This is a genomic window from Enterobacter bugandensis, assembly GCF_900324475.1.
Classification (GTDB): domain Bacteria; phylum Pseudomonadota; class Gammaproteobacteria; order Enterobacterales; family Enterobacteriaceae; genus Enterobacter; species Enterobacter bugandensis.
Window position 1 is genome coordinate 2,636,428 of the sequence record NZ_LT992502.1, and the last position, 22,985, is coordinate 2,659,412.

Sequence of the window (22,985 nt, forward strand, 5' to 3'; positions counted from 1 at the left end):
AATGGTCGAAACCTTGCTGGAAGTCCGCAATCTGAGTAAGACCTTTCGCTATCGCACGGGGCTGTTTCATCGTCAGACTGTCGAAGCGGTTAAGCCGCTGAGTTTTACCCTGCGTGAAAAACAGACGCTGGCGATCATCGGCGAAAACGGCTCCGGCAAATCTACGCTGGCGAAAATGCTTGCCGGCATGGTCGAGCCCACTGCTGGAGAAGTGTTGATTGACGATCATCCTCTGCAGTTTGGCGATTACTCTTTTCGCAGCCAGCGCATCCGCATGATCTTCCAGGATCCGTCTACCTCGCTTAATCCACGCCAGCGCATTTCGCAGATCCTTGATTTCCCTCTGCGTCTGAATACCGAACTGGAGCCAGAGGCGCGCCGCAAGCGTATCTTCGAAACGCTGCGTATGGTTGGGCTGTTACCGGATCACGAAAGCTACTACCCGCATATGCTGGCTCCCGGTCAGAAACAGCGTCTGGGTCTGGCCCGCGCGTTGATTCTGCGCCCGAAAGTGATCGTTGCAGACGAAGCGCTTGCCTCGCTGGATATGTCGATGCGTTCGCAGCTGATCAACCTGATGCTCGAATTACAGGAAAAGCAGGGTATCTCCTACATCTACGTCACCCAGCATCTGGGGATGATGAAGCACATCAGCGATCAGGTAATGGTCATGCACCAGGGGGAAGTCGTCGAGCGCGGCAGCACGGCGGATGTAATGGCCTCCCCGCTTCATGAGCTGACGAAAAGGCTGATTGCCGGGCATTTCGGTGAAGCATTGACCGCCGATGCGTGGAGAAAAGACCGTTAAGCGCGGCGGTAAACACGGATTGCTCCGCTCAAATAAGGATTAAATAGCCTGCGTGCGCTATTTAATCCTTTTATTTTTATCTCCATCCCTGCTCCATATTTTAAGCAATATCCATCAATAGTTCTTCTCCAGAATACCGGGACATTACGGAGGAGAAGAAATGAACACCACCACATATGTTCTAAAATATACGGAGTATCTCATCAGAAAATGCCGTTCATATTTCATGACGGACCTCAATTTTCATACTGCAAAACTCAAAAAGACATCAGGCATAACCCCTGACATTAAATCACCCACTACGTTGAGTGAAAAAATATGTCATCGCCTGGTCTATGACCATAATAATCTCTACACAATGCTTGCCGATAAACTCGCCGTCCGCGAATACGTTGCGTCCAGAACAACGCGAGTAAAAGCGGTGCCTTTGATTGGTGTATACCGCAGGTTTTCGCATATCGATTTTTCAACACTGCCCGATCAATTCGTCCTTAAGTGCAATCATGACAGTGGAAGCACAATAATCTGTACAAACAAAGACCAGTTCAATTACCGGCAGGCCCGAAAAAAGCTCACTCTCGCATTAAAGAAGAATTTGTATTACACCACGCGCGAGTGGCAGTACAAAAATATTACACCCGTTATACTGTGTGAGCCCTATGTCGATCTTTTCAATAATGCGGACAGGAACAGCACGCCGGAAATGCTGAGAATTCACTGTTTTCACGGCGTCGCACACTATGTTGAGGCCGATTTTTCAGATGACCGCGGCAGAGAGTTTATCAACGTTTACGACCGACACTGGAATTTACAGCCCTTCCAGATGGAATATCCTAATACGCCGGTTGCGCCCGGCGAGCCGAAATTGTACCGTGAGGCTCTGCTGGCCGCTCAGGAGCTGGCGAAGGGCCTTGACTACTGCCGCGTTGACCTCATGTTGAAAAGCGATGAAATTTACTTCAGTGAAATAACCTTAAGCCCAAAACGGGGCAAACTGCGAATTACCCCTCTGGAATGGGATACAAAGTTAGGCGATATATGGCAGTTGCCGCTATCGGCAGGCAGGCCAGGCTGACCTGCCGCCAGGGCTCAGGCATCGGGCCAGGTCAGTTTGAATAGGGAGTGGTTTTGCTTCGATAAGGTATACGTTACATCGCCACCATGAGCCAGCATGATGGCTTTTACCACCGATAAGCCTAAACCACATCCTTCAGGATTCACATCTCTGGCACCATTATCCCGCTGGAAGGGTTGAAATAAGAAATCATGAAATTCCCTGGGGATGCCCGGCCCGCCATCCTCAATAAGGATATAATTGCCTTTATCAGAGACGCCATTTTTTACGATGAGTTTCCGCGAAGTTGAATAATGTAATGCGTTGTCAAACAGAACGGCCAGACACTGATTAATGCGCAACGGATCGAACACGCATCGCTGTTCCCTCAACTCTGTTTTAATTACAAACTGATTGTGCTTGAACTCGGGCATGAAAGTATCAAGCGCATCCTGGATTGTGCCTTTGAGGTCCGTTCTGGATTTATACAGCGTATAACCCGCCCCGCCGTCAGAGCTGATCACCCGAAGATCTTCAATCAAACGGGTTAACCCCTCAGTCTGCTTGAGAAGATTATTAAAAAGCAGCGGATCCGGCTCAAAAACGCCGTCAACCAGCCCCTGAAGCCGCCCGCGTAAAATCGTGACCGGGGTTCTCAGCTCATGGGCAATGGCGGCGTTCCAGGATTTCCTCTGAATATCCAGCGTCTGGAGTTTTTCCGCCATTTCATTGAAATCCGTGACCAGATGATTGACCTCTCCCAGACGGGAGCTGGCGCAATAAGCACGGGCATCCAGCTGGCCCTGAGAAATTTTTCTCAGGCTGGACGCTACCGCGTTTAACGGGGTGAGTATTCGTGAAGAAAGTTTTATCGTTAAAAATATCGCGATTATCAGACTGATTGTTGTCGCGGTCCCGATCCACACCCAGTCCCACATCGTCATTTGCTCGTCATCGCCCTCAACGGCACCGCCGGGGAGGTGATCGAGAATAAAAGAGTAAAAAAACCATGAGCCCAGTACCGCAATTGCAATGATCATAAACGTCAGCAGCAGCATATACGTTAAGATCTGCCGACTCAGGACAGAATCTCTGTTCATTTTTTCTCCCCGAGTCGATAGCCCATCCCCCTGATGCTCTCAGGAACGCCATAAAGGCCTGCAAGCTCCAGCTTTTTACGCAGCTTGCTCATATGGCTGTCTACCGTTCTGTCGAGCGTATCGCCTTCCGGCAGACACGCGTTAAGTAACTCTTCCCGGGAACAGACCTTTCGCGGGTATCTCACCAGGTAAGTAAGAAGTTTAAATTCCGTCGTCGTTAATACTGGGGAGACTACCTCTTCGCCCACGGTGACCTCAACGTAGAAATCGTCCGGGTAGACCGTAATAAAAGGCGTCCTGAGAGGCACGGCACCCGCCTGCTGAAGAGCGGGTCTGGTTCTGCGCAGCACGGCTTCAACCCGCGCGACCACTTCGGAAGGGTTGAAAGGTTTGATGACGTAATCATCCGCGCCAAGCCTAAGCCCCATCAGCTTATCCACGTCCTGATCGAGTGCGGACACCATAATGACGGGCACAGAACTTTCCTGACGGAGCGTCGTGAGTACGCTCCAGCCATCGCATACGGGCAGATGGATATCCAGCAAGATAAGATCGGGTTTATGGAGCCGATTAAGCGCTATCGCCTGTTCGCCCTGCCGGGCTCTCAGCGTTTTCATCCCAGAACGCTCTAAGTAACTCATCAGTATATCGGCAATTTCGTTTTCATCTTCAACAACAAGGATTAGAGTATTTTTGTTCATTTTATCTCCGCAGGTAAAATCCCTTTGAGCACGCTATCAGATATCTTTAGCACAATAAGACACAGGCTCCGGGAAAAAGTGCCGTGGCCGCGAAAATTTCCTGGATTAATTTAAGTTCCCGGCAATTTCTCCATACAGCCTACACATTCAGTCAATAAAGACTCGACAATGTCAGTCCACAATAGTTATTCGGAGTTAAACCGTCTTTCGTTTAACGTGGTAAATACCCCTGTCGCTTAAAGGCTTTCTGAATTTGGCTGAGATAATGAGCATGGAACTTTCGAAATACTTCTCTCCTAAAAAAATCGGCATATTTTCTCTCTTCCTGCTGCTATCGTGGGGATTACTTTATACCTGGCTAGTATTGATGCATATAATGGATGAGAAAGTCGCCGCAACGCTACTCTCTTCCCCCATGATCTATGGCTGCATTGCCTTGTCGGTTGTCTCTCTGGTAATACAAAACAAAGCAGGCGCGTTCACTGAATTACTTCTCATCGCCTTCTGGCTAATGGTGATTTTTGTTTATCTCATTATTACGTTCACTGTGCTGCTGAACGTTACGCCAGATTTCAACGATTTGGTGTTTTACTATGAGTGTTATTTAATTCTCTTTTTTGGCGGTTCACCGTTGTACCTCATCGTGAGAATGATTTAAACAACCGCGTTGTTTCGCTCCACACTCTCTCCATAAACCGCCCATGTCCGCTAAACAGGCGAGTTGTAGACTCTCCATCACACCATCTTGAACAAAATAACTCACTGAAATAGTCACGTATCTGGAAGTTAAATTAATGCCTCATTTCTTTATTGAACGTCCCATTTTCGCCTGGGTCGTGGCGCTTTTTATCGTCCTGGCGGGTGTATTGTCTATCCCCCGGCTGCCGGTTGCGCAGTATCCGGCGGTGGCACCGCCTGGGATTATTATTTCTGTCACCTACCCGGGTGCCAGCCCCGATATTATGAATACGTCGGTGGTGTCGTTACTTGAGCGCGAAATATCTGGCGTCGATAATTTGCTTTACTTCGAATCATCCAGTGACACAACCGGTTCTGCGTCTATTACCGTGACGTTTAAGCCCGGCACGGACATCAAGCTGGCGCAGATGGACCTTCAGAACCAGATTAAAATTGTGGAGCCGCGTTTGCCACAGGCGGTCAGGCAAAATGGCATCAACGTCGAGGCGGCCAATTCCGGTTTTTTGATGATGGTGGGGCTCAAGTCCGCAACCGGTAAATTTGAGGAAGCCGATTTAAGCGATTACTTTGCCCGGCATGTAAGCGACGAGCTTCGCCGCGTACCTGGAGTAGGGAAAATTCAGCTGTTTGGTGGCGAAAAAGCGCTGCGCATCTGGCTGGACCCGATGAAGCTGCATAGCTACGGACTTTCGGTGAGCGATGTGCTTACCGCCGTTGGCCAGCAAAATGCCCTGGTTTCGCCCGGCAAAACGGGAGATGAACCAGCATCTGAAGGGCAAGGCGTAACGTATCCGATCACCGTGAAGGGGCAACTCACTTCCGTAGAAGCTTTCAGGAATATTACTCTGAAATCAGAGGCGTCCGGCGCAAGGCTGAAGCTGTCCGACGTCGCGCGCATTGAGTCCGGCCTGCAAAGCTACGCTTTCGGTATCCGCGAAAATGGCGTTCCCGCAACGGCTGCGGCAGTCCAGCTATCGCCTGGCGCCAATGCGATGAGCACGGCTGCAGGCGTACGCGCACGCATCGACGAACTTTCTCAGGTGTTGCCGGAAGGAATGACGTTTACGGTTCCCTTCGATACCGCGCCTTTTGTGAAGCTCTCCATCATGAAGGTGGTGCAGACATTTGTGGAAGCGATGGTTCTGGTCTTCCTCGTAATGCTGCTGTTTCTGCATAAGATACGCTGTACGCTTATCCCGGCGATTGTTGCCCCCGTCGCACTGCTTGGCACCTTCACGGTGATGCTATTGAGTGGATACTCCATCAATATTCTGACCATGTTCGGCATGGTTCTGGCGATAGGGATTATCGTAGATGACGCTATTGTGGTCGTGGAGAACGTCGAGCGCCTGATGGAAGAAAAACAACTCTCTCCGCGCGATGCGACCCGGGAGGCCATGAAAGAAATCACGCCGGCAATTATCGGGATCACGCTGGTGCTTACCGCCGTCTTTATTCCCATGGGTTTCGCCGAAGGATCCGTCGGGATTATTTATCGACAATTTTGTATTTCCATGGCGGTCTCCATACTGTTGTCGGCATTTCTTGCCCTCACGCTTACCCCCGCGCTATGCGCGACGCTACTTAAGCCTCACAGCGCAGCAAAGCACGTTGGTGGCAGGTTCGCAGCAGGGTTTAACGCCCGCTTTCGTACCCTCACGACGTGGTACGAATCCGGGCTGGGCGCGGTGCTGAGACGTACCGGGCGGATGCTGCTGTTGTACGTTGCGCTATGTGCTGCGCTATGTTTGGGGCTTTCTTCGCTGCCCTCGTCCTTTCTTCCGGATGAAGATCAGGGCTATTTTATGTCCTCAATTCAGCTGCCTTCCGATGCCACAATGCAGCGCACCCTGAGAGTGGTTAAAAAATTTGAAGAGGAAATTGCGGCCCGGCCGGATATTGAAAGCAACATTATGATTCTGGGATTTGGGTTTTCAGGCTCGGGACCGAATTCGGCCATGGCCTTCACCACGCTGAAGGACTGGAAAGATCGGCAGGGTACGACCGCACAGAATGAAGCCGACCATATACAGGCCAGCATGGCTAACGTCTCTGATGCCGTCACGATGAGCCTTCTCCCGCCGGCCATTTCGGATATGGGCACCTCCTCGGGCTTCACCTGGTACGTGCAGGACAGGGCGGGACTGGGCTACGAGGCGTTAAAGAGAGCGGCCGATGCGCTGGTTATGAAAGCTAATCAACGTCCTGAACTGAGTGACGTGTATATAGACGGTCTGCCGGAAGGAACAAGCCTGGCCCTTCAAATTGACCGGGAAAAAGCGGAAGCGCTGGGCGTTTCATTTGATGAAATCAACCAGACGCTCTCGGTCACCATGGGGTCGAACTACGTTAATGACTACACGAACAAGGGCCGCGTTCAGCAGGTCATTATTCAGGCCGACGCCCCTTACCGCATGCAGCCTGAGCAGATCCTGAAATTATCGGTAAAAAACCGTATAGGGCAGATGGTGCCAGTATCTACGTTTGCGACGCTTTCCTGGAACGTTGCGCCGCAGCAGTTGACGCGTTATCAGGGATATTCTGCTATCCGCATTACCGGCAGTGCGGCCCCGGGCAAATCCAGCGGCACTGCAATGAAAGCCATGGAGATGTTGTCACGGGATTTACCGCAGGGGATGGCCGGCGAGTGGGCCGGGAGCTCATTGCAGGAGAGAAAATCCGAATCTCAGCTCCCGGGTCTGATCGTTCTGTCGATACTGGTCGTGTTCATGGTGCTCGCCGCCCTGTATGAGAGCTGGTCAATTCCCTTTGCGGTCATGCTGGTCGTTCCCCTGGGGCTTATCGGTGCGGTGGTTGCCGTCTCCGTTGCGGGCATGACGAATGATGTTTTCTTTAAGGTCGGTCTTATCACCCTGATAGGCCTTTCCGCCAAGAACGCCATTCTGATTGTCGAGTTTGCAAGGCAGCTCCACCGGGAAGGACAACCCCTGCTGGCGGCAACAATACAGGCCGCAAGCCAGCGTCTGCGCCCTATTCTGATGACATCGTTAGCCTTTACGTTAGGCGTGGTGCCACTGATGCTGGCGCGTGGCGCGAGTGACAGCACGCAGCACGCTATCGGCACCGGGGTGTTTGGCGGCATGATCAGCGGCACGCTTCTCGCGATCTTTTTCGTCCCGGTATTCTTTATTGTCGTTGCGCGTTTCGTTGAAAACGCCAGGAAAGTGTGAATACCGCTGACGGATCGCGGAACCTTGCTGGTTGGATGAGGCGAAGCTGCTGCCGGGTGATATACTGGACGAATGCTGAAATTTTGAGCCCCCGCCAGCCCGCGCCTCACCTTTTGGGGCATTCCTCTTCGGAGATCGACGAGAAATATCGTGACACAAGGGGCCGTGAGTGGGCTATAATTTCGAGCTAATTTCGAATGATTTTGAAATACTGCCTGTAACGCTATGAATTACAAGGCAAAATAAGCAATGAATATAAGGATTAAAGCTATGGGTTTTCTTTCCGGTAAGCGCATTCTGGTGACTGGCGTTGCCAGCAAACTGTCCATCGCATACGGCATCGCACAGGCAATGCATCGCGAAGGCGCTGAGCTGGCGTTCACCTACCAGAACGACAAGCTGAAAGGCCGTGTTGAAGAGTTTGCCGCGCAGCTGGGTTCCAGCATTGTTCTGGAATGTGACGTTGCACAAGACGAAAGCATCGACGGCATGTTTGCTGAACTGGCAAAAGCATGGCCGAAATTCGACGGTTTCGTTCACTCCATCGGCTTCGCTCCTGGCGACCAGCTGGACGGCGACTACGTGAACGCGGTAACCCGTGATGGCTTTAAAATCGCGCACGACATCAGCTCCTACAGCTTCGTTGCAATGGCGAAATCTTGCCGCGCAATGCTGAACCCGGGCGCAGCGCTGCTGACCCTGTCCTACCTGGGCGCAGAGCGTGCTATCCCTAACTACAACGTTATGGGCCTGGCGAAAGCCTCTCTGGAAGCCAACGTCCGCTACATGGCGAACGCAATGGGTCCAGAAGGCGTGCGCGTTAACGCCATCTCTGCTGGCCCTATCCGCACCCTGGCGGCGTCCGGCATCAAAGATTTCCGTAAAATGCTGGCACACTGCGAAGCGGTTACCCCGATTCGTCGTACCGTTACCATTGAAGATGTGGGTAACTCTGCTGCATTCCTGTGCTCTGACCTTTCCGCAGGTATCTCCGGCGAAGTGGTTCACGTTGACGGCGGCTTCAACATCGCTGCAATGAACGAGCTGGAAATTAAATAAGCTGTGGCTCTCTTCCCGCACGGGAAGAGAGCTTTCCCCCTCCGCACTCCCCTTCGTTATTCCGTTCTGCTATTTGTTATCACCTAACAATATTTTTCCCTTTATCTGCCTTACGCCAGGATATTGATCGCCATTTTGAGATCAAGGAACGCCCATGGAACAACGCCGTTTTTCCGGCAAAGGCCACTGGTATCACGAAACCCAGTCTAACCACGCGCAGCCGGATGTGCTGCCCCTGGTGCCCGAAGCCGCTAACGTCGACGATCGTTTTTTGCTCGATTTAGCCCTGCCAGATGAGATTGTCGCCGCCTGTACCGGCTGGCTCGCTCCTGCCAGATCCTTATGTCACCAGCTATTCCCGCTCTCACTTCCCGTAAACCGCCTGCGAACGCTTAGCGCCTACGATCGGTTAAGTACCGCGCTGACGGTGGCGCAGGCCTGCGGCGTTCAGCGGCTGTGCAACCACTACGCCGCCCTCCTCGCCCCGCTGCCGGGCCCTGACTCCTCCCGCGAAAGTAACCGACGGCTGGCGCAAATCACGCAGTACGCTCGCCAGCTCGCCAGTTCGCCTGACGTCATTGATGATAAGGCGCGAAACCAGCTTGATGAGGTAGGTCTGTCTATCTATGACGTTGTGGTGATTAACCAGATAATCGGCTTTATCGGTTTTCAGGCGCGCGTGATCGCCGTCTTTCAGGCGCTGCTCGGCCATCCCGTCCGCTGGCTGCCGGGCCATCATATTCAGCCGCACACCCTGCCAACGTCCTCCGACGCGTGGATCTCGCTTCTGCCCGTGGTCGAGCTTCGCTATGCCAGTGCGCATCAGCTTGAGTCCCTCTCCCGCTGGCAGGCAGAGCCCACGCTTGACGCGCTGACGCCGGTCCTGTGCCATGAACCGACCTTGCTCGATCTGATGGGGGAGATCCTGATAAACAGCCGGGAAACGGTTTCGCTGCCTCCTCCGGCGCTTTCGGCAGCGGCCGAATTGCTGACACGCTCGCCGGACCGCTTCAGCGCGGCACAATTTACCCCGCTCACGGAAGAAGGACTTACTGCCGTTCAGGCGATCAACCTGCTCAGCCAATACGCGCTGGAGGGCTGGCTCAATCGACTTAAAGTCGCGTCCGGCAAAGCGGAATAACCACACTCTTTCCCCAAAGAGCGCTTGCTGTAGCAGTGAGAATCGCGTAAAACTGTCAGCCGCTCAATGGCTACGAAAATAGAACATTATGTTTCAGGACAACCCGCTGCTAGCGCAGCTTAAACAGCAACTGCATTCCCAGACGCCGCGTGCAGAAGGGGTCGTGAAAGCCACGGAAAAGGGCTTTGGCTTCCTTGAAGTTGACGCGCAGAAAAGCTACTTCATTCCGCCACCGCAGATGAAGAAAGTGATGCATGGCGATCGCGTCATGGCCGTCATTCATACCGAGAAGGAACGTGAATCCGCCGAGCCGGAAGAACTGATCGAGCCGTTCCTGACCCGCTTTGTGGGCAAAGTGCAGAGAAAGGACGATCGTCTTTCTGTCGTGCCGGATCACCCCCTGCTGAAAGATGCCATTCCCTGCCGCGCCGCCCGCGGCGTTGAGCATGATTTTAAAGAAGGTGACTGGGCCGTGGCAGAAATGCGCCGTCATCCTCTGAAAGGCGACCGCGGTTTCTATGCTGAACTGACCCAGTTCATCACCTTTGGCGACGACCATTTCGTCCCGTGGTGGGTCACGCTGGCGCGCCATAATCTTGAAAAAGAAGCGCCGAACGGCGTGGCAACTGAGATGCAGGACGAAGGCCTGGCGCGCCGCGATCTTACCGCGCTGGAGTTTGTCACCATCGACAGCGCCAGCACAGAAGATATGGACGATGCGCTCTACGCTGAAGAGAGCGCCGATGGCAAACTGCATTTGACCGTCGCCATTGCCGATCCAACCGCCTGGATTGTGGAAGGCAGCAAGCTGGACGAAACGGCGAAAATCCGCGCGTTCACCAACTACCTGCCGGGCTTTAACATCCCGATGCTGCCGCGCGAACTGTCTGACGACCTCTGCTCGCTGCGCCCAAATGAGGTGCGCCCGGTTCTCGCCTGCCGCATGACCATTGCCGCAGATGGCACGATTGAAGACGATATCGAATTCTTTGCCGCCACCATCGAATCCAAAGCCAAGCTGGCCTATGACAATGTCTCCGACTGGCTGGAAAACACCGGCAGCTGGAAACCTGAATCCGATGCTATCGCAGCACAGATTCGTCTGCTGCACCGCATCTGCCTGAACCGCGGCGAGTGGCGTAAGACTCACGCCCTGGTCTTCAAGGATCGTCCGGATTATCGTTTTGTTCTCGGTGAAAAAGGCGAAGTGCTGGATATCGTGGCTGAGCCGCGGCGCATTGCTAACCGCATCGTCGAAGAAGCGATGATTTCCGCCAACATCTGTGCCGCGCGCGTGCTGCGCGACAGGCTGGGCTTCGGTATTTACAACGTTCATACCGGATTCGATCCGGCCAATACCGAAGCGCTCGCGGCCCTGCTGAAGAATCACGATGTGCATGTTGATCCGGAAGAAGTGCTGACACTGCCGGGCTTCTGCAAGCTTCGCCGCGAGCTGGACGCTCAGCCGTCCGGTTTCCTGGATAGCCGTATTCGCCGCTTCCAGTCCTTCGCGGAAATCAGCACCGAGCCAGGCCCGCACTTTGGCCTCGGTCTGGAAGCCTACGCCACCTGGACCTCCCCGATCCGTAAGTATGGCGATATGGTTAACCACCGCCTGCTGAAAGCGATTATTAAGGGCGAAACCATTGCCCGTCCTCAGGACGACACGACCCTACAGATGGCCGAGCGTCGCCGTCTGAACCGCATGGCGGAACGTGACGTTGGAGACTGGCTATACGCGCGCTTCCTGCAGGATAAAGCCGGTACCGATACCCGCTTCGCGGCAGAAATTATTGATATCAGCCGCGGGGGAATGCGCGTACGTCTGGTGGATAACGGTGCGGTCGCCTTTATCCCTGCCCCGTTCCTGCACGCCGTTCGAGACGAACTGGTCTGCAGTCAGGAAAGCGGCACCGTGCAAATTAAAGGCGAGACGGTTTACAAAGTCACTGACGTGATTGATGTAACTATCGCTGAAGTTCGCATGGAAACCCGCAGTATTATTGCGCGCCCTGTCGCCTGATAACCTGCTCAATTGTCGGTCATTTCCGTTCAGAAAGGCCGACAATTTTCTCCCTGTCTTTCCCCTCGCAAAAGCATCATTTTTCTTACTTTTTCCGCCCCAGCCCGCCCAAAATAGCCATAATTATCTACAGTTAAAGAGTGCTGCCCTGTTCGGGCACGTGGATTTCATACGCTCAGCATTTTTATCTGTCTGATGCGTTTTATTATAAAAAAGCTGCGAAAAACAATACCTTCACTGCGGCTTTGCCGCTATTTTCAACGGAAAAGTCGACGACTAATGAATAATTTGTTCGCTAATGCGTCGCGGCGGGAGAAATCATGATCGACGAACTTGAGCAAAATTTGCTGTTTCGTTACATGGGTACTCACAGCCCGTGGTGGCGATTGTCGGCTGACAGCAACGCTCTGCACCTTGCCGCCAGCGAAAATGCTGACGTGACTCAGGAGATCGTACTGGATGATGAACAGGCCGCACAGATCCGTCAGCTAACGGTAATGACCACCAGCATTTCCCTGAACCTCTCTCTTTACGGCGAGCAAGTTCCCGTCCATCTTGTCGGACGCAAAATCACCCGAAACGAGTGGGCCGGAACGGCTTCCGCCTGGAACGATACGCCCTCCGTGGCACGCGATCTGGCTCAGGGACTCTCCTTTGCGGAACAGGTAGTTTCTGAAGCGAATTCCGTCATTGTCATTCTCGATCAAAACGGCAATATCCAGCGCTTTAACCGCCTGAGCGAAGAGTATACCGGTCTGAAAGAACATGAAGTCATTGGTCAAAACGTGTTTGAACTGTTCATGAGCCGCAGCGAAGCGGCAGCCTCGAAGCGCAACATTGCGGGTTTCTTTCGCAACGGCAGCTCCTACGAAGTCGAACGCTGGATTAAAACGCGAAAAGGGCAACGCTTGTTTCTGTTCAGAAATAAATTCGTTCACAGCGGCAGCGGTAAAAATGAAATTTTCCTTATCTGCTCCGGGACCGACATTACCGAAGAACGACGGGCACAGGAGCGCCTGCGCGTGCTGGCCAATACCGATACCATCACCGGCCTGCCCAACCGCAATGCGATCCATGAGCTGATTTCAGGCGCCATCAATAGCCGCGGCGACACGCAGGTTGGCGTGGTGTACCTCGACCTCGATAACTTCAAAAAGGTTAACGATGCCTACGGGCATATGTTCGGCGATCAGCTCCTGCAGGCGGTTGCACTTGCCCTTCTGAGTTGTCTGGATGAGGGGCAGGTTTTAGCGCGGCTCGGCGGCGATGAGTTTATCGTTATGGCCACCAATACCTCTCAGGGCTCGCTGGAAGCGATGGCGTCGCGTATTCTGACCCGCCTGCGCCAGCCGTTCAGAATCGGTCTCATTGAGGTTTACACCGGTTGCTCCTTGGGGATCGCCCTCGCGCCGCAGCACGGGAACGATCGGGAAAGCGTGATTCGCAATGCCGACATCGCCATGTACACCGCCAAGGAGAATGGCCGTGGCAAATTCTGCGTCTTCTCACCCGAGATGAACCAGCGCGTGTTTGAGTACCTGTGGCTGGACACCAACCTGCGTAAAGCGCTGGATAACGATCAGCTCCTGATCCACTACCAGCCGAAAATGACCTGGCGCGGCGAAGTCAGAAGCCTTGAAGCGCTGGTCCGCTGGCAGTCGCCCGAGCGCGGGCTGATCCCCCCTCTGGAATTTATCTCTTATGCCGAGGAGTCCGGTTTGATTGTGCCGCTGGGTCGCTGGGTGATGCTTGATGTGGTTCGCCAGGTGGCAAAATGGCGTGACAAGGGAATTAACCTGCGCGTGGCCGTGAACGTCTCTGCACGTCAGTTGGCCGACCAGACGATTTTCAGCGAGCTAAAGCAGGCGCTTAAGGATCTGCATTTTGAGTACTGCCCTATCGACGTTGAGTTAACCGAAAGCTGTCTTATCGAAAACGAAGAGCTGGCGCTCTCGGTGATCCAGCAATTCAGTCGGCTCGGGGCACAAATTCATCTGGACGATTTCGGTACCGGCTACTCCTCCCTTTCCCAGCTGGCGCGTTTTCCTATTGATGCCATTAAACTCGATCAGGCTTTTGTCAGAGATATTCATAAGCACTCTGTCTCCCAGTCTCTGGTACGCGCCATTGTCGCAGTGGCGCAGGCGTTAAACCTGCAGGTAATTGCCGAAGGGGTAGAGAACGCAAAAGAAGATGCCTTTCTGACCAAGAATGGCGTCAACGAACGGCAGGGTTTTCTTTTCGCTAAGCCGATGCCCGCTGCCGCATTCGAGCGCTGGCTAAAACGATATCAAGCGCGACAACAACGTTAACGTCATACAGAGGTTCACTTTCGTATAGGTAATTTCGTTATGGCGTTTTTTCCCTTCTCTTTTGAACCTATTTTCTGCATCATTGAAATTATTAACTTTTCGCTCCTGGGGAGAGATGATGTCTACTATTGATCCACAAGCTGTAGCACAACGTATTGATACCGTGCTGGATATCCTGGTGGCGGGTGATTATCACTCTGCAATCCGTAATCTCGAGATCCTGAAGTCTGAACTTCTCGCTCAGGATGGCGCTGACAATGCCCCCGAAAACCGACAGCCTAAAGCGCCGTGGGAAGTCTAATCCCACTGTCTCAGACCTCGTTTCGCTTTATTAATTGGATGCTATGAATTCCCGACAACAACTCATTTTGCAGATGGTCATCGATCAGGGGCGCGTAAGCGTCGTTGAGCTGGCTAAAACCACCGGCGTTTCAGAAGTGACCATCCGTCAGGATCTTAATCTGCTGGAAAAACAGAGCTACCTGCGCCGTGCGCATGGCTATGCCGTGCCGCTGGACAGCGACGACGTTGAGACGCGCATGATGAATAACTACGCGCTTAAACGAGAACTGGCAGAATTTGCTGCATCGCTGGTAAACCCTGGCGAGACGGTCTTTATTGAAAACGGCAGCAGCAACGCTCTTCTGGCACGTACGCTCGCCGAACAAAAAGACGTTACCATCATCACCGTCAGTAGCTATATCGCCCATTTGCTCAAAGAGACGCGCTGTGAGGTGATTTTGCTGGGCGGCATTTACCAGAAAAAAAGTGAGAGCATGGTAGGCCCGCTAACCCGGCAGTATGTCCAGCAGGTTCATTTCAGTAAGGCGTTTATCGGTATTGACGGCTGGCAGCCGGAGACAGGCTTCACCGGCCGGGATATGATGCGATCTGACGTTGTGAATGCCGTTCTGGAAAAAGAGTGTGAAGCCATTGTGCTGACCGACAGCTCTAAATTTGGCGCCGTCCATCCTTACACCATGGGTCCAGCCTCACGCTTTAGCCGCGTAATTACCGACGAAAGGTTAAGCGACGAACATCGTAATACACTGGAAGATGACGGTCTCATTGTCGATATTATTAAAACGCCCGCCTGAGTCCATTTGCGCCCGTATTCCGGGCGCATATGCCCCCTTCGTCTGAGAGGATTCCTATCCATCCTTTAAGAGTTTTTACCTGTTTAACCTGCCGTAAAGTCGTAAAATTAATGTTAGCGATATAACAGGAAGTGACTATCACCTGCGTGATTACGTAACGCCTGCGCGACCAGCTTTCACGGAAAAAAGAATTGAGTATTCATTTTGACTATACTCAATGTGTACATCTTTCCGTGAATCGATAATTCAGGAGAAAGTATTATGACCTTAACCAGCAAAAAATTAGCCGCCGCTGTTCTGGCAATCACTGTAGCAATGTCCCTGAGCGCGTGCTCTAACTGGTCTAAACGTGACCGTAACACCGCAATTGGCGCCGGTGCTGGTGCGCTCGGTGGTGCAGTATTAACGGATGGTAGTACGCTGGGTACATTAGGCGGCGCTGCTGTCGGTGGTATTATCGGTCACCAGGTTGGCAAATAATTATTCTATCAGCCTTCCCGCTAAGGCGATTTAGCATCGCATTTCAGGTCTGACTAACGCACGTATATAACACGAGCCACGGCATTTGCCGTGGCTTATTTATTTTAGCCGCCTGCCAGTTTTACTTTCATGCCTTTGGCTTCAAGGAGCGATTTAATTAAATCGCGTTTATCACCCTGAATTTCGATAATGCCGTCCTTCACGGCGCCGCCGCAGCCACATTTTTTCTTCAACTCTGCTGCCAGCTTGTTCAGCTCCGCATCATCCAGATCAATCCCGGAGATCAGGCAGACCCCCTTTCCTTTTCGCCCGCTGGTCTGACGCTGGATACGAACAATACCGTCACCTTTCGGACGTTCTGCTTTCGTGTTCGGTTCGTCTATGCGCCCGCTTTCCGTCGAGTAGACCAGCCGACTGTTGGAATCAGTCATTGCGCCCCCTTTTTCAGTGATGCGTTGATAGCCTTGAGCGTCTCCGCCGGGTTAGCAGACTGCGTCACCGGCCGGCCGATAACCATGTAGTCAACGCCTGCTGCCAGCGCTTGCTCAGGCGTCATAATGCGTCGCTGATCGCCCACGTCGCTGCCAGCAGGACGAATGCCTGGCGTGACCAGTTTAAAATCTTTGCCCAACTCTGACTTAAAGCGTACCGCTTCCTGCGCGGAGCAAACGACGCCATCGAGACCACAGCTCTGCGTCAGACGCGCGAGACGCTCGGCGTGCCCGGCAGGTGACAACGTCACGCCAAGGTCGCGCAAGTCGCTGTCGTCCATGCTGGTCAGCACGGTAACCGCAATCAGTAATGGCGCATCGTTGCCGAACGGCAGGAGTGCTTCGCGAGCGGCTGTCATCATTCTCGCCCCGCCCGACGCGTGGACGTTGACCATCCATACACCCAGTTCCGCAGCGGCGGCAACCGCGTGCGCCGTGGTGTTCGGGATATCATGGAATTTGAGATCGAGGAAGACATCGAAACCGCGCTGCTGCAGATCGCGGACAATTTGCGGTCCAAACAGCGTGAACATCTCTTTACCAACTTTCAGACGACAATCGCGAGGATCGATACCGTCGACAAAGGCCAGCGCTGCGTCACGCTTATTGTAATCAAGCGCAACAACAACAGGAGAATCCGTAATAACGCGGGAAGTGGAGGAAGTAACAGACGTCATGACCAGCCCTTTTCGTCTATGGGCGCGCAGCGGCGCGGAACAGATAAACGGCCTGCATTCTACCTGCCGTCGCCGCAAATTGACAGAATCCATTTATGCCCCTGCCAGGCCAGCAAGCCGCACGGTGTTGAGAAAGCAGTAAAAGCCATCAGTATGTTGTAACTAAAATGAAGGCTTTTAAAAAAATTACTGCCCATCCAGGCCGCGAATTGGCTTGATGGTGGACCAGGCCCGGCAGGACGGACAATGCCAGTAGAGCGTGTAGGCGGTAAAACCACACTTCTGGCAACGGTAGCGCGGCTTGCTGCGCACCTGCTCGCCAACCATGTCGCGCAGTACCATCAGACTCTCTTTCGCGCGCCCTTCTTCCGCATCGTTCAGATGGTAGTCCATCAGCTTGTGGAATACGCGCATCGTGGGATGACGTTGCAGCTGACGGGTAATATAAACCTGTGCGGTGTCGCTCCCCTCATACTGCTCAACCACGTCAGAGAGCATCAGCTCAGCGGTCGCGCCGGTATTCTCTTCCACGCAACGACGCAGAAATGCTACCCACTCTTCCTGCTTGTCCAGCTGCTGATAGCAGGTTTGCAGCATTTCAAGCGTTTCGCTGACCAGCTCTTTGTCCTGGTCAATCACCCGCATCAGGCTTTCAACGGCTTTAGCGTAGTCGCCGCTGGCCATAAAAACGCGCCCCATCATGATAGAGATACGCGCGCTATTGCGGTCCGCGGCGGCGCCTTTCTTGAGTAACGCCATGGCTTTGTCCATGTCGTCGTTGCCCATCTGCTGAAGGGCAAGCTCGCAGTAGAAATGCGCAATTTCAACGCGCTGCTTGTCTTTGCCCAGCTTCACCAGACGTTCGGCCGTATCAATGGCTTTCTGCCAGTCGCTGGTGGCCTGGTAAATCTGCAGTAACTGCTGCAACGCGCCGATACGGAAATCCGTTTCATCCACTAGCTGTGTGAACATATCTTCAGCGCGATCGTACAGCCCCGCGGCCATATAGTCTCGGCCCAGCTGTTGTACCGCCAGGAGACGTTGTTCGTAGGTCAGGGAGGCGCTTTCCATCAGGGTCTGGTGGATACGGATAGCGCGGTCAACCTCGCCGCGCGAGCGGAACAGGTTACCGAGAGTGAGGTGGGCTTCGACGGTCCCCGTATCCTCTTTCAGCATATCGAGGAACAGGTCTACCGCTTTGTCCTGCTGATTGCTCAGGAGGAAGTTCACCCCCGCAACGTAGTCGCGGGAGAGTCGGTTAGCCTCATCCTGTTTCGTTTGTTGCGCACTTCTGCGGCCCATATACCAGCCATAGGCTGCGGCTACAGGCAAAAGCAGAAACAACAACTCCAGCATAGTCGATTATTCCTTCACGACCGGCACACCTGAACTTTCCGGCAAGTCGGACGCAGGCGCAATGTGCTGTTCAAGTCGTTTAATTTTACGTTCAGCGCGCGCAAGAGAAACACGAACTTTCAACCAGAAAAGACCGCAAACCAGCCAGCCGATGGCAAAGCCTGCAGCAAATAAGACCGCCAGCAGGCTGGAGACCCGATACTCACCCTGCGCCAGCAGATAGTTAAACGTCACCTGTTGATCGTTTTGTGCACCCAATGTGACTGAAATGACAAAAATCGCCAATACCAGTAAGAAAATGAGTAAATATTTCACATTACTTCCCGTTATGTGGTTCAAGCGAATAAAGTGTGTTCAACTTACCGCAATCAGCCTTATAAACTACCATTTTAGCGACGGGCGCGAAACGGAAAAAGTAACGCGCACGTCATGGATTTATGGGCAAAATGCACAATATCAACCGTCAGGCGTCGCTTTGCTCCCTTTCGGCGATCTCTTCTTTCTCTTCAGGTGGTGGCGTGAGCGGGCCGCAGAACCGTTCTGCAAGCCAGGTTGCCAGCGTCACCAGCATCCAGGAGATCAGCGTAGCGACCACCAGATCCCGCGGCCAGTGCATTCCCAGCAGCAAGCGGCTGCCCATCACCCCTGTCGCCCAAACCAGTAAAATCGCGATGGTCATGGTGCGACGTCGAGGCCAAAGCAGCCCAACGCCCAGCAACGCCCAACTGGCTGCAAACATCGTATGGCCGGAAGGAAACGCGAATCCCGTCTCTTTTTGCCAGTGCTTACGCAGGAACTTTGGAATATCTTCCTGTTCTGAAAGCTGTTCTTTCACCAGCGCGCCGCGATCTTTACGCTTTAAATTGTAGAACTCATCCACCGGAACATGGTGCGCTTTTTCCAGCCAGACGACAAAAGGTCTTGGCTCCTGAACGTGATCCTTCACCCAGGACTTCACGCCCTGTCCAATAACGATCGCGCCACCGAGGATAGCAAAGAGCATCAACGCCGCGCGCAGTCGAAAGCGCAGGCACCACAAGAACCAGCCGCAGAGGATAACGTGGGTAATAATTCCCCACGGCTGCGTGACCGTCTCCGTTACCCAGTATAACGTTTTCAGCCACGTGGCATTCTGCCCCGGCTGCCACACCCAGCCGGAGACCCACACGGCCAAAGGCATAATCAGTAAAATGGCCGCGCCTGCTGCCGTACGTCTGGCGATTGAAAGCATGTCTTCTCCTTTTTCGCTAAGCCTCACAATCATAACTGAAATTCATTCGATGGGTGGATATGTCGGATCGTGCGTTTAACGTTCATATAGCATGGCGCCCATTAGGCGAACGTGCTGAGCTTGTGGCAAAATGGACAAATACAGAAAGCAAAACAGGCGCAAGGCACGAAACGTGTCAGCCTACTCTGGAGAATCACATGCAGCTTAAACGTGTGGCAGAAGCCAAACTGCCAACCCCATGGGGCGATTTCCTGATGGTGGGGTTTGAAGAACTGGCAACCGGACAGGATCATGTCGCGCTGGTCTACGGCGACATTTCAGGGCAGACGCCGGTGCTGTCCCGCGTCCATTCGGAGTGTCTGACCGGCGACGCGTTGTTCAGCCTGCGCTGTGATTGCGGTTTCCAGCTCGAAGCTGCCCTTACCCATATTGCCGAAGAAGGCCGCGGCGTGCTGCTCTATCACCGTCAGGAAGGTCGTAACATTGGTCTGCTGAATAAAATCCGCGCTTACGCGCTGCAGGACCAGGGCTACGATACGGTGGAAGCCAACCACCAGCTCGGTTTTGCCGCCGATGAACGTGATTTCACCCTCTGCGCCGATATGTTCAAGCTGCTGGGCGTGGACGAGGTTCGCCTGCTGACCAATAATCCCAAAAAGGTGGAAATCCTCACCGAAGCCGGGATCAACATCGTCGAGCGCGTACCGCTGATTGTCGGCCGCAACCCGAAAAATGCCCACTATCTTGATACCAAGGCGGCTAAAATGGGCCATCTTCTGAAAGAGTGAAAGTAAAAAGCCCGGCACAGATGCCGGGCTTTTTTTATCAATCCAGCATTTTACGAATCACATAATGTAAAATGCCGTCGTTCTGGTAGTAGGTCAGTTCGGTTGCCGTATCAATACGACACCGGCATTCCAGTACCTCGCTTTTCCCGTCTGCTCGCGTAAGCTTCACCGGCACCGTTTTGCCCGGCTGCAGGTTTTGCAGGCCGCTAATATCAATCTGCTCTTCCCCCGTCAGGCCCAGCGTTTTGCGCGTGACGCCCTGCGGGAACTCAAGCGGCAGGATCCCCATGCCAATCAGGTTCGAGCGGTGAATACGTTCAAACGACTCGGCGATGACCACGCGAACGCCAAGCAGTCGCGGACCTTTCGCCGCCCAGTCACGACTGGAGCCGGAACCGTACTCTTTCCCGGCGATCACCGCCAGCGGCGTACCTTCCTGCTGATATTTGACGGCTGCGTCATAAATCGACACGACTTCCGTCCCCGGAAGATGGCGCGTCATCCCCCCTTCCACGCCCGGAACCATTTCGTTACGAATGCGGATGTTGGCAAACGTCCCGCGCATCATTACTTCATGGTTACCGCGGCGCGATCCGTAGGAGTTAAAATCGCGGCGCTCCACGCCCCGGCTTTGCAGATAACGGCCCGCCGGGCTGTCGGCTTTGATGCTCCCCGCCGGAGAGATATGGTCAGTGGTGACGGAATCCCCCAGCATCGCCAGTATGCGCGCCCCGTGAATATCCTGAAGCGGTGCAGGCTCGGCCAGCATTTCATCAAAGAACGGCGACAGGCGGATATAGGTGGAATCGTCCTGCCAGTCATAGGTGTCCGAGCCCACAACGTTGATGGCTTTCCACTCCGGCGTGCCTTCAAATACTTCCGCATACTCTTTGCGGAACATCTCGGTGGAGACCTTTTCAACGGCCATCGCAATTTCACGTGAGGACGGCCAGATATCTTTCAGATAGACCGGCTCATTCTTGCGGTCGTGACCAATAGGATCGGTAGCCAGGTTGATATTCATGTTCCCGGCGAGCGCGTAGGCCACCACCAGCGGCGGCGAAGCGAGCCAGTTGGTTTTCACCAGCGGATGAATACGTCCTTCAAAGTTACGGTTACCGGAAAGGACTGCGCCAACCGTCAGATCGCCCTGCTTGATCGCCGTTTCAATAGGTTCAGGTAGCGGGCCGGAGTTACCGATGCAGGTGGTACAGCCATAGCCCACGAGGTTAAAGCCCAGCTCGTCAAGATATGGCGTTAGCCTGGCCTGCGCCAGGTAATCCGAGACCACTTTGGAGCCCGGTGCCAGGGAGGCTTTTACCCAGGGCTGTGGTTTCAGTCCCCGCTCAACCGCTTTTTTAGCCAGCAGGCCGGCCGCCATTAATACGCTAGGGTTTGAGGTGTTGGTGCAGGAGGTAATGGCGGCTATGACAACCGCGCCGTCCGGGAGCTGATACTGATGTCCGTTCAGAACATAGTCGATTGGGCGATGGTCCTTCTTCGCCACGTTAACTTCCAGCTCGTTGCTTGCGGCAAACGCTTTTGGCACGTCGCTTAACGCTACGCGATCCTGCGGACGTTTCGGACCGGCGAGGCTCGCCTCAACGCTTCCCATGTCAAGCGCAAGCGTGCTGGTAAATACCGGCTCATCCCCCGGATTGCGCCACATGCCCTGCGCTTTGGTGTACGCCTCCACCAGCGCCACCTGCTCTTCGCTGCGTCCGCTCAGGCGCATGTACTCCAGCGTGACGTCATCAATGGGGAAAAATCCGCAGGTTGCGCCATATTCTGGCGCCATGTTGGCGATGGTCGCGCGGTCAGCCAGCGGCAGCGAATCCAGCCCGTCACCGTAAAATTCAACAAATTTTCCCACCACACCATGCTTACGCAGCATCTGGGTAACGGTGAGCACCAGATCGGTGGCGGTAATGCCTTCAGACAGCTTCCCGGTGAGCTTAAAGCCCACAACATCAGGGATAAGCATGGAGACCGGCTGACCGAGCATGGCGGCTTCCGCTTCGATACCGCCGACACCCCAGCCCAGCACGCCGAGGCCGTTAATCATGGTGGTGTGGGAATCTGTACCCACCAGCGTGTCCGGATAAGCCACCCACTCTTTGTCCTGCAATTCACTCCAGACGGCTTTACCGAGATATTCAAGGTTAACCTGGTGACAAATACCAGTGCCGGGTGGAACCACGCTAAAGCGGCTGAACGCCTGCTGACCCCACTTCAGGAAGACGTAACGCTCGTGATTTCGCTCCATCTCAAGACGCACGTTCTCGCCAAAGGCATCGTCATCACCGAAGTGGTCAACGGTTACGGAGTGGTCAATCACGAGGTCGACGGGTGAAAGCGGGTTCACTTTAGCCGTATTGCCGCCGAGGCGTTTAACCGCCTCACGCATGGCGGCGAGATCCACCACCGCAGGAACGCCGGTGAAGTCCTGCATCAGGACCCTTGCCGGGCGGTAGGCAATTTCTCTGTCGGCATGGGCATTCTTAAGCCACCCTGCCAGCGCCTGAATATCGTCGAGGGTAACGGAGTCACCGTCCTGCCAGCGCAATAGATTTTCCAGCAAAACTTTCAAGGACTTGGGTAAACGCGAAATGTCCCCAAGCGTTCTGGCAGCCAGCGGCAGGCTATAGTAGTGCCAGGTTTTATTTTCTGCCTGTAACGTGTCCTTACTGGCTTCGCGTAGGGTTAACGACATAAGCTCCTCCTTAATTACAGAGATGTCCTGACAATCATCAGGGCCGTAATTAAAGATAACACAA

Annotated in this window: 20 protein-coding genes; 12 read left to right on the forward strand and 8 right to left on the reverse strand. The window is 53.7% G+C overall.

Annotation, left to right across the window (positions count from 1 at the left end; genetic code table 11):
* Position 1: 1 nt before the first annotated feature.
* Together sapF and DG357_RS12830 are read left to right on the forward strand one after the other, a co-directional pair.
* On the forward strand, positions 2-808 hold the full coding sequence (gene sapF, locus DG357_RS12825; RefSeq protein WP_028013385.1) for a putrescine export ABC transporter ATP-binding protein SapF: 807 nt from the start codon (positions 2-4) through the stop codon (positions 806-808).
* Between the two features lie 160 nt (positions 809-968).
* Positions 969-1,883 carry an ATP-grasp fold amidoligase family protein gene (locus DG357_RS12830; protein ID WP_063437890.1) on the forward strand — a complete coding sequence of 305 codons (915 nt, stop codon included), beginning with the start codon at positions 969-971 and terminating at the stop codon, positions 1,881-1,883.
* 14 nt (positions 1,884-1,897) lie between these two features.
* Here DG357_RS12830 and DG357_RS12835 read toward each other — a convergent pair whose 3' ends face one another.
* Both DG357_RS12835 and DG357_RS12840 read right to left on the reverse strand, forming a co-directional pair.
* Complete coding sequence (locus tag DG357_RS12835) at positions 1,898-2,962, reverse strand: ATP-binding protein (RefSeq protein ID WP_048959144.1); 1,065 nt, start codon at positions 2,960-2,962, stop codon at positions 1,898-1,900.
* A complete protein-coding gene (locus DG357_RS12840; RefSeq protein ID WP_028013388.1) occupies positions 2,959-3,663 on the reverse strand; it encodes a response regulator in 705 nt (234 codons plus the stop codon). Before DG357_RS12840 ends, DG357_RS12835 begins: the two co-directional genes overlap by 4 nt.
* Before the next feature lie 271 nt (positions 3,664-3,934).
* Here DG357_RS12840 and crrC point away from each other — a divergent pair, with 271 nt between their 5' ends.
* The 9 genes from crrC to osmB all read left to right on the forward strand — a co-directional run bounded on the left by crrC (position 3,935) and on the right by osmB (position 15,665).
* Positions 3,935-4,321, forward strand: a complete 387-nt coding sequence (gene crrC / locus DG357_RS12845; RefSeq protein ID WP_164558233.1) for a colistin resistant protein CrrC — start codon at positions 3,935-3,937, stop codon at positions 4,319-4,321.
* 136 nt (positions 4,322-4,457) lie between these two features.
* Positions 4,458-7,553, forward strand: a complete 3,096-nt coding sequence (locus DG357_RS12850; RefSeq protein ID WP_088205578.1) for a multidrug efflux RND transporter permease subunit — start codon at positions 4,458-4,460, stop codon at positions 7,551-7,553.
* A 270-nt stretch (positions 7,554-7,823) separates the two neighbouring features.
* Positions 7,824-8,612 (forward strand): enoyl-ACP reductase FabI, encoded by a 789-nt coding sequence (gene fabI / locus DG357_RS12855; RefSeq protein WP_003856831.1) that lies wholly within the window; start codon positions 7,824-7,826, stop codon positions 8,610-8,612.
* Between the two features lie 154 nt (positions 8,613-8,766).
* The gene (locus tag DG357_RS12860) at positions 8,767-9,753 is read left to right on the forward strand and encodes a CMD domain-containing protein (protein WP_088205579.1); all 987 of its coding nucleotides are present in this window, start codon (positions 8,767-8,769) and stop codon (positions 9,751-9,753) included.
* A gap of 88 nt (positions 9,754-9,841) precedes the next feature.
* The gene (locus DG357_RS12865) at positions 9,842-11,776 is read left to right on the forward strand and encodes an exoribonuclease II (protein WP_045260657.1); all 1,935 of its coding nucleotides are present in this window, start codon (positions 9,842-9,844) and stop codon (positions 11,774-11,776) included.
* Positions 11,777-12,096: 320 nt separating this feature from the next.
* On the forward strand, positions 12,097-14,088 hold the full coding sequence (gene pdeR / locus DG357_RS12870; protein WP_088205580.1) for a cyclic di-GMP phosphodiesterase: 1,992 nt from the start codon (positions 12,097-12,099) through the stop codon (positions 14,086-14,088).
* A 118-nt stretch (positions 14,089-14,206) separates the two neighbouring features.
* On the forward strand, positions 14,207-14,389 hold the full coding sequence (locus tag DG357_RS12875; RefSeq protein ID WP_041909652.1) for a YciZ family protein: 183 nt from the start codon (positions 14,207-14,209) through the stop codon (positions 14,387-14,389).
* Positions 14,390-14,432: 43 nt separating this feature from the next.
* A complete protein-coding gene (yciT, locus tag DG357_RS12880) occupies positions 14,433-15,185 on the forward strand; it encodes a DNA-binding transcriptional regulator YciT (protein WP_088205581.1) in 753 nt (250 codons plus the stop codon).
* A 261-nt stretch (positions 15,186-15,446) separates the two neighbouring features.
* Entirely contained in the window at positions 15,447-15,665 is a 219-nt protein-coding gene (gene osmB / locus DG357_RS12885; RefSeq protein WP_008501216.1) for an osmotically-inducible lipoprotein OsmB, read from the forward strand.
* A gap of 104 nt (positions 15,666-15,769) precedes the next feature.
* Here osmB and yciH read toward each other — a convergent pair whose 3' ends face one another.
* From yciH to pgpB, 5 genes are all read right to left on the reverse strand, one after another.
* Entirely contained in the window at positions 15,770-16,096 is a 327-nt protein-coding gene (yciH, locus tag DG357_RS12890) for a stress response translation initiation inhibitor YciH (RefSeq protein WP_088205582.1), read from the reverse strand.
* Positions 16,093-16,833: an orotidine-5'-phosphate decarboxylase gene (pyrF, locus tag DG357_RS12895; RefSeq protein ID WP_045260660.1), complete on the reverse strand. Its 741-nt coding sequence runs from the start codon at positions 16,831-16,833 to the stop codon at positions 16,093-16,095. Before pyrF ends, yciH begins: the two co-directional genes overlap by 4 nt.
* Positions 16,834-17,019: 186 nt before the next feature.
* Entirely contained in the window at positions 17,020-18,189 is a 1,170-nt protein-coding gene (gene lapB / locus DG357_RS12900; protein WP_041909646.1) for a lipopolysaccharide assembly protein LapB, read from the reverse strand.
* A gap of 6 nt (positions 18,190-18,195) precedes the next feature.
* Complete coding sequence (locus tag DG357_RS12905; RefSeq protein ID WP_088205583.1) at positions 18,196-18,504, reverse strand: LapA family protein; 309 nt, start codon at positions 18,502-18,504, stop codon at positions 18,196-18,198.
* 148 nt (positions 18,505-18,652) lie between these two features.
* Positions 18,653-19,420 carry a phosphatidylglycerophosphatase B gene (gene pgpB / locus DG357_RS12910; RefSeq protein WP_088205584.1) on the reverse strand — a complete coding sequence of 256 codons (768 nt, stop codon included), beginning with the start codon at positions 19,418-19,420 and terminating at the stop codon, positions 18,653-18,655.
* Positions 19,421-19,617: 197 nt separating this feature from the next.
* Between pgpB and ribA the strand changes: the two genes are divergently transcribed.
* Entirely contained in the window at positions 19,618-20,208 is a 591-nt protein-coding gene (gene ribA, locus DG357_RS12915) for a GTP cyclohydrolase II (protein WP_028013401.1), read from the forward strand.
* A gap of 37 nt (positions 20,209-20,245) precedes the next feature.
* Here ribA and acnA read toward each other — a convergent pair whose 3' ends face one another.
* On the reverse strand, positions 20,246-22,921 hold the full coding sequence (gene acnA, locus DG357_RS12920) for an aconitate hydratase AcnA (protein WP_088205585.1): 2,676 nt from the start codon (positions 22,919-22,921) through the stop codon (positions 20,246-20,248).
* Positions 22,922-22,985 lie beyond the last annotated feature (64 nt).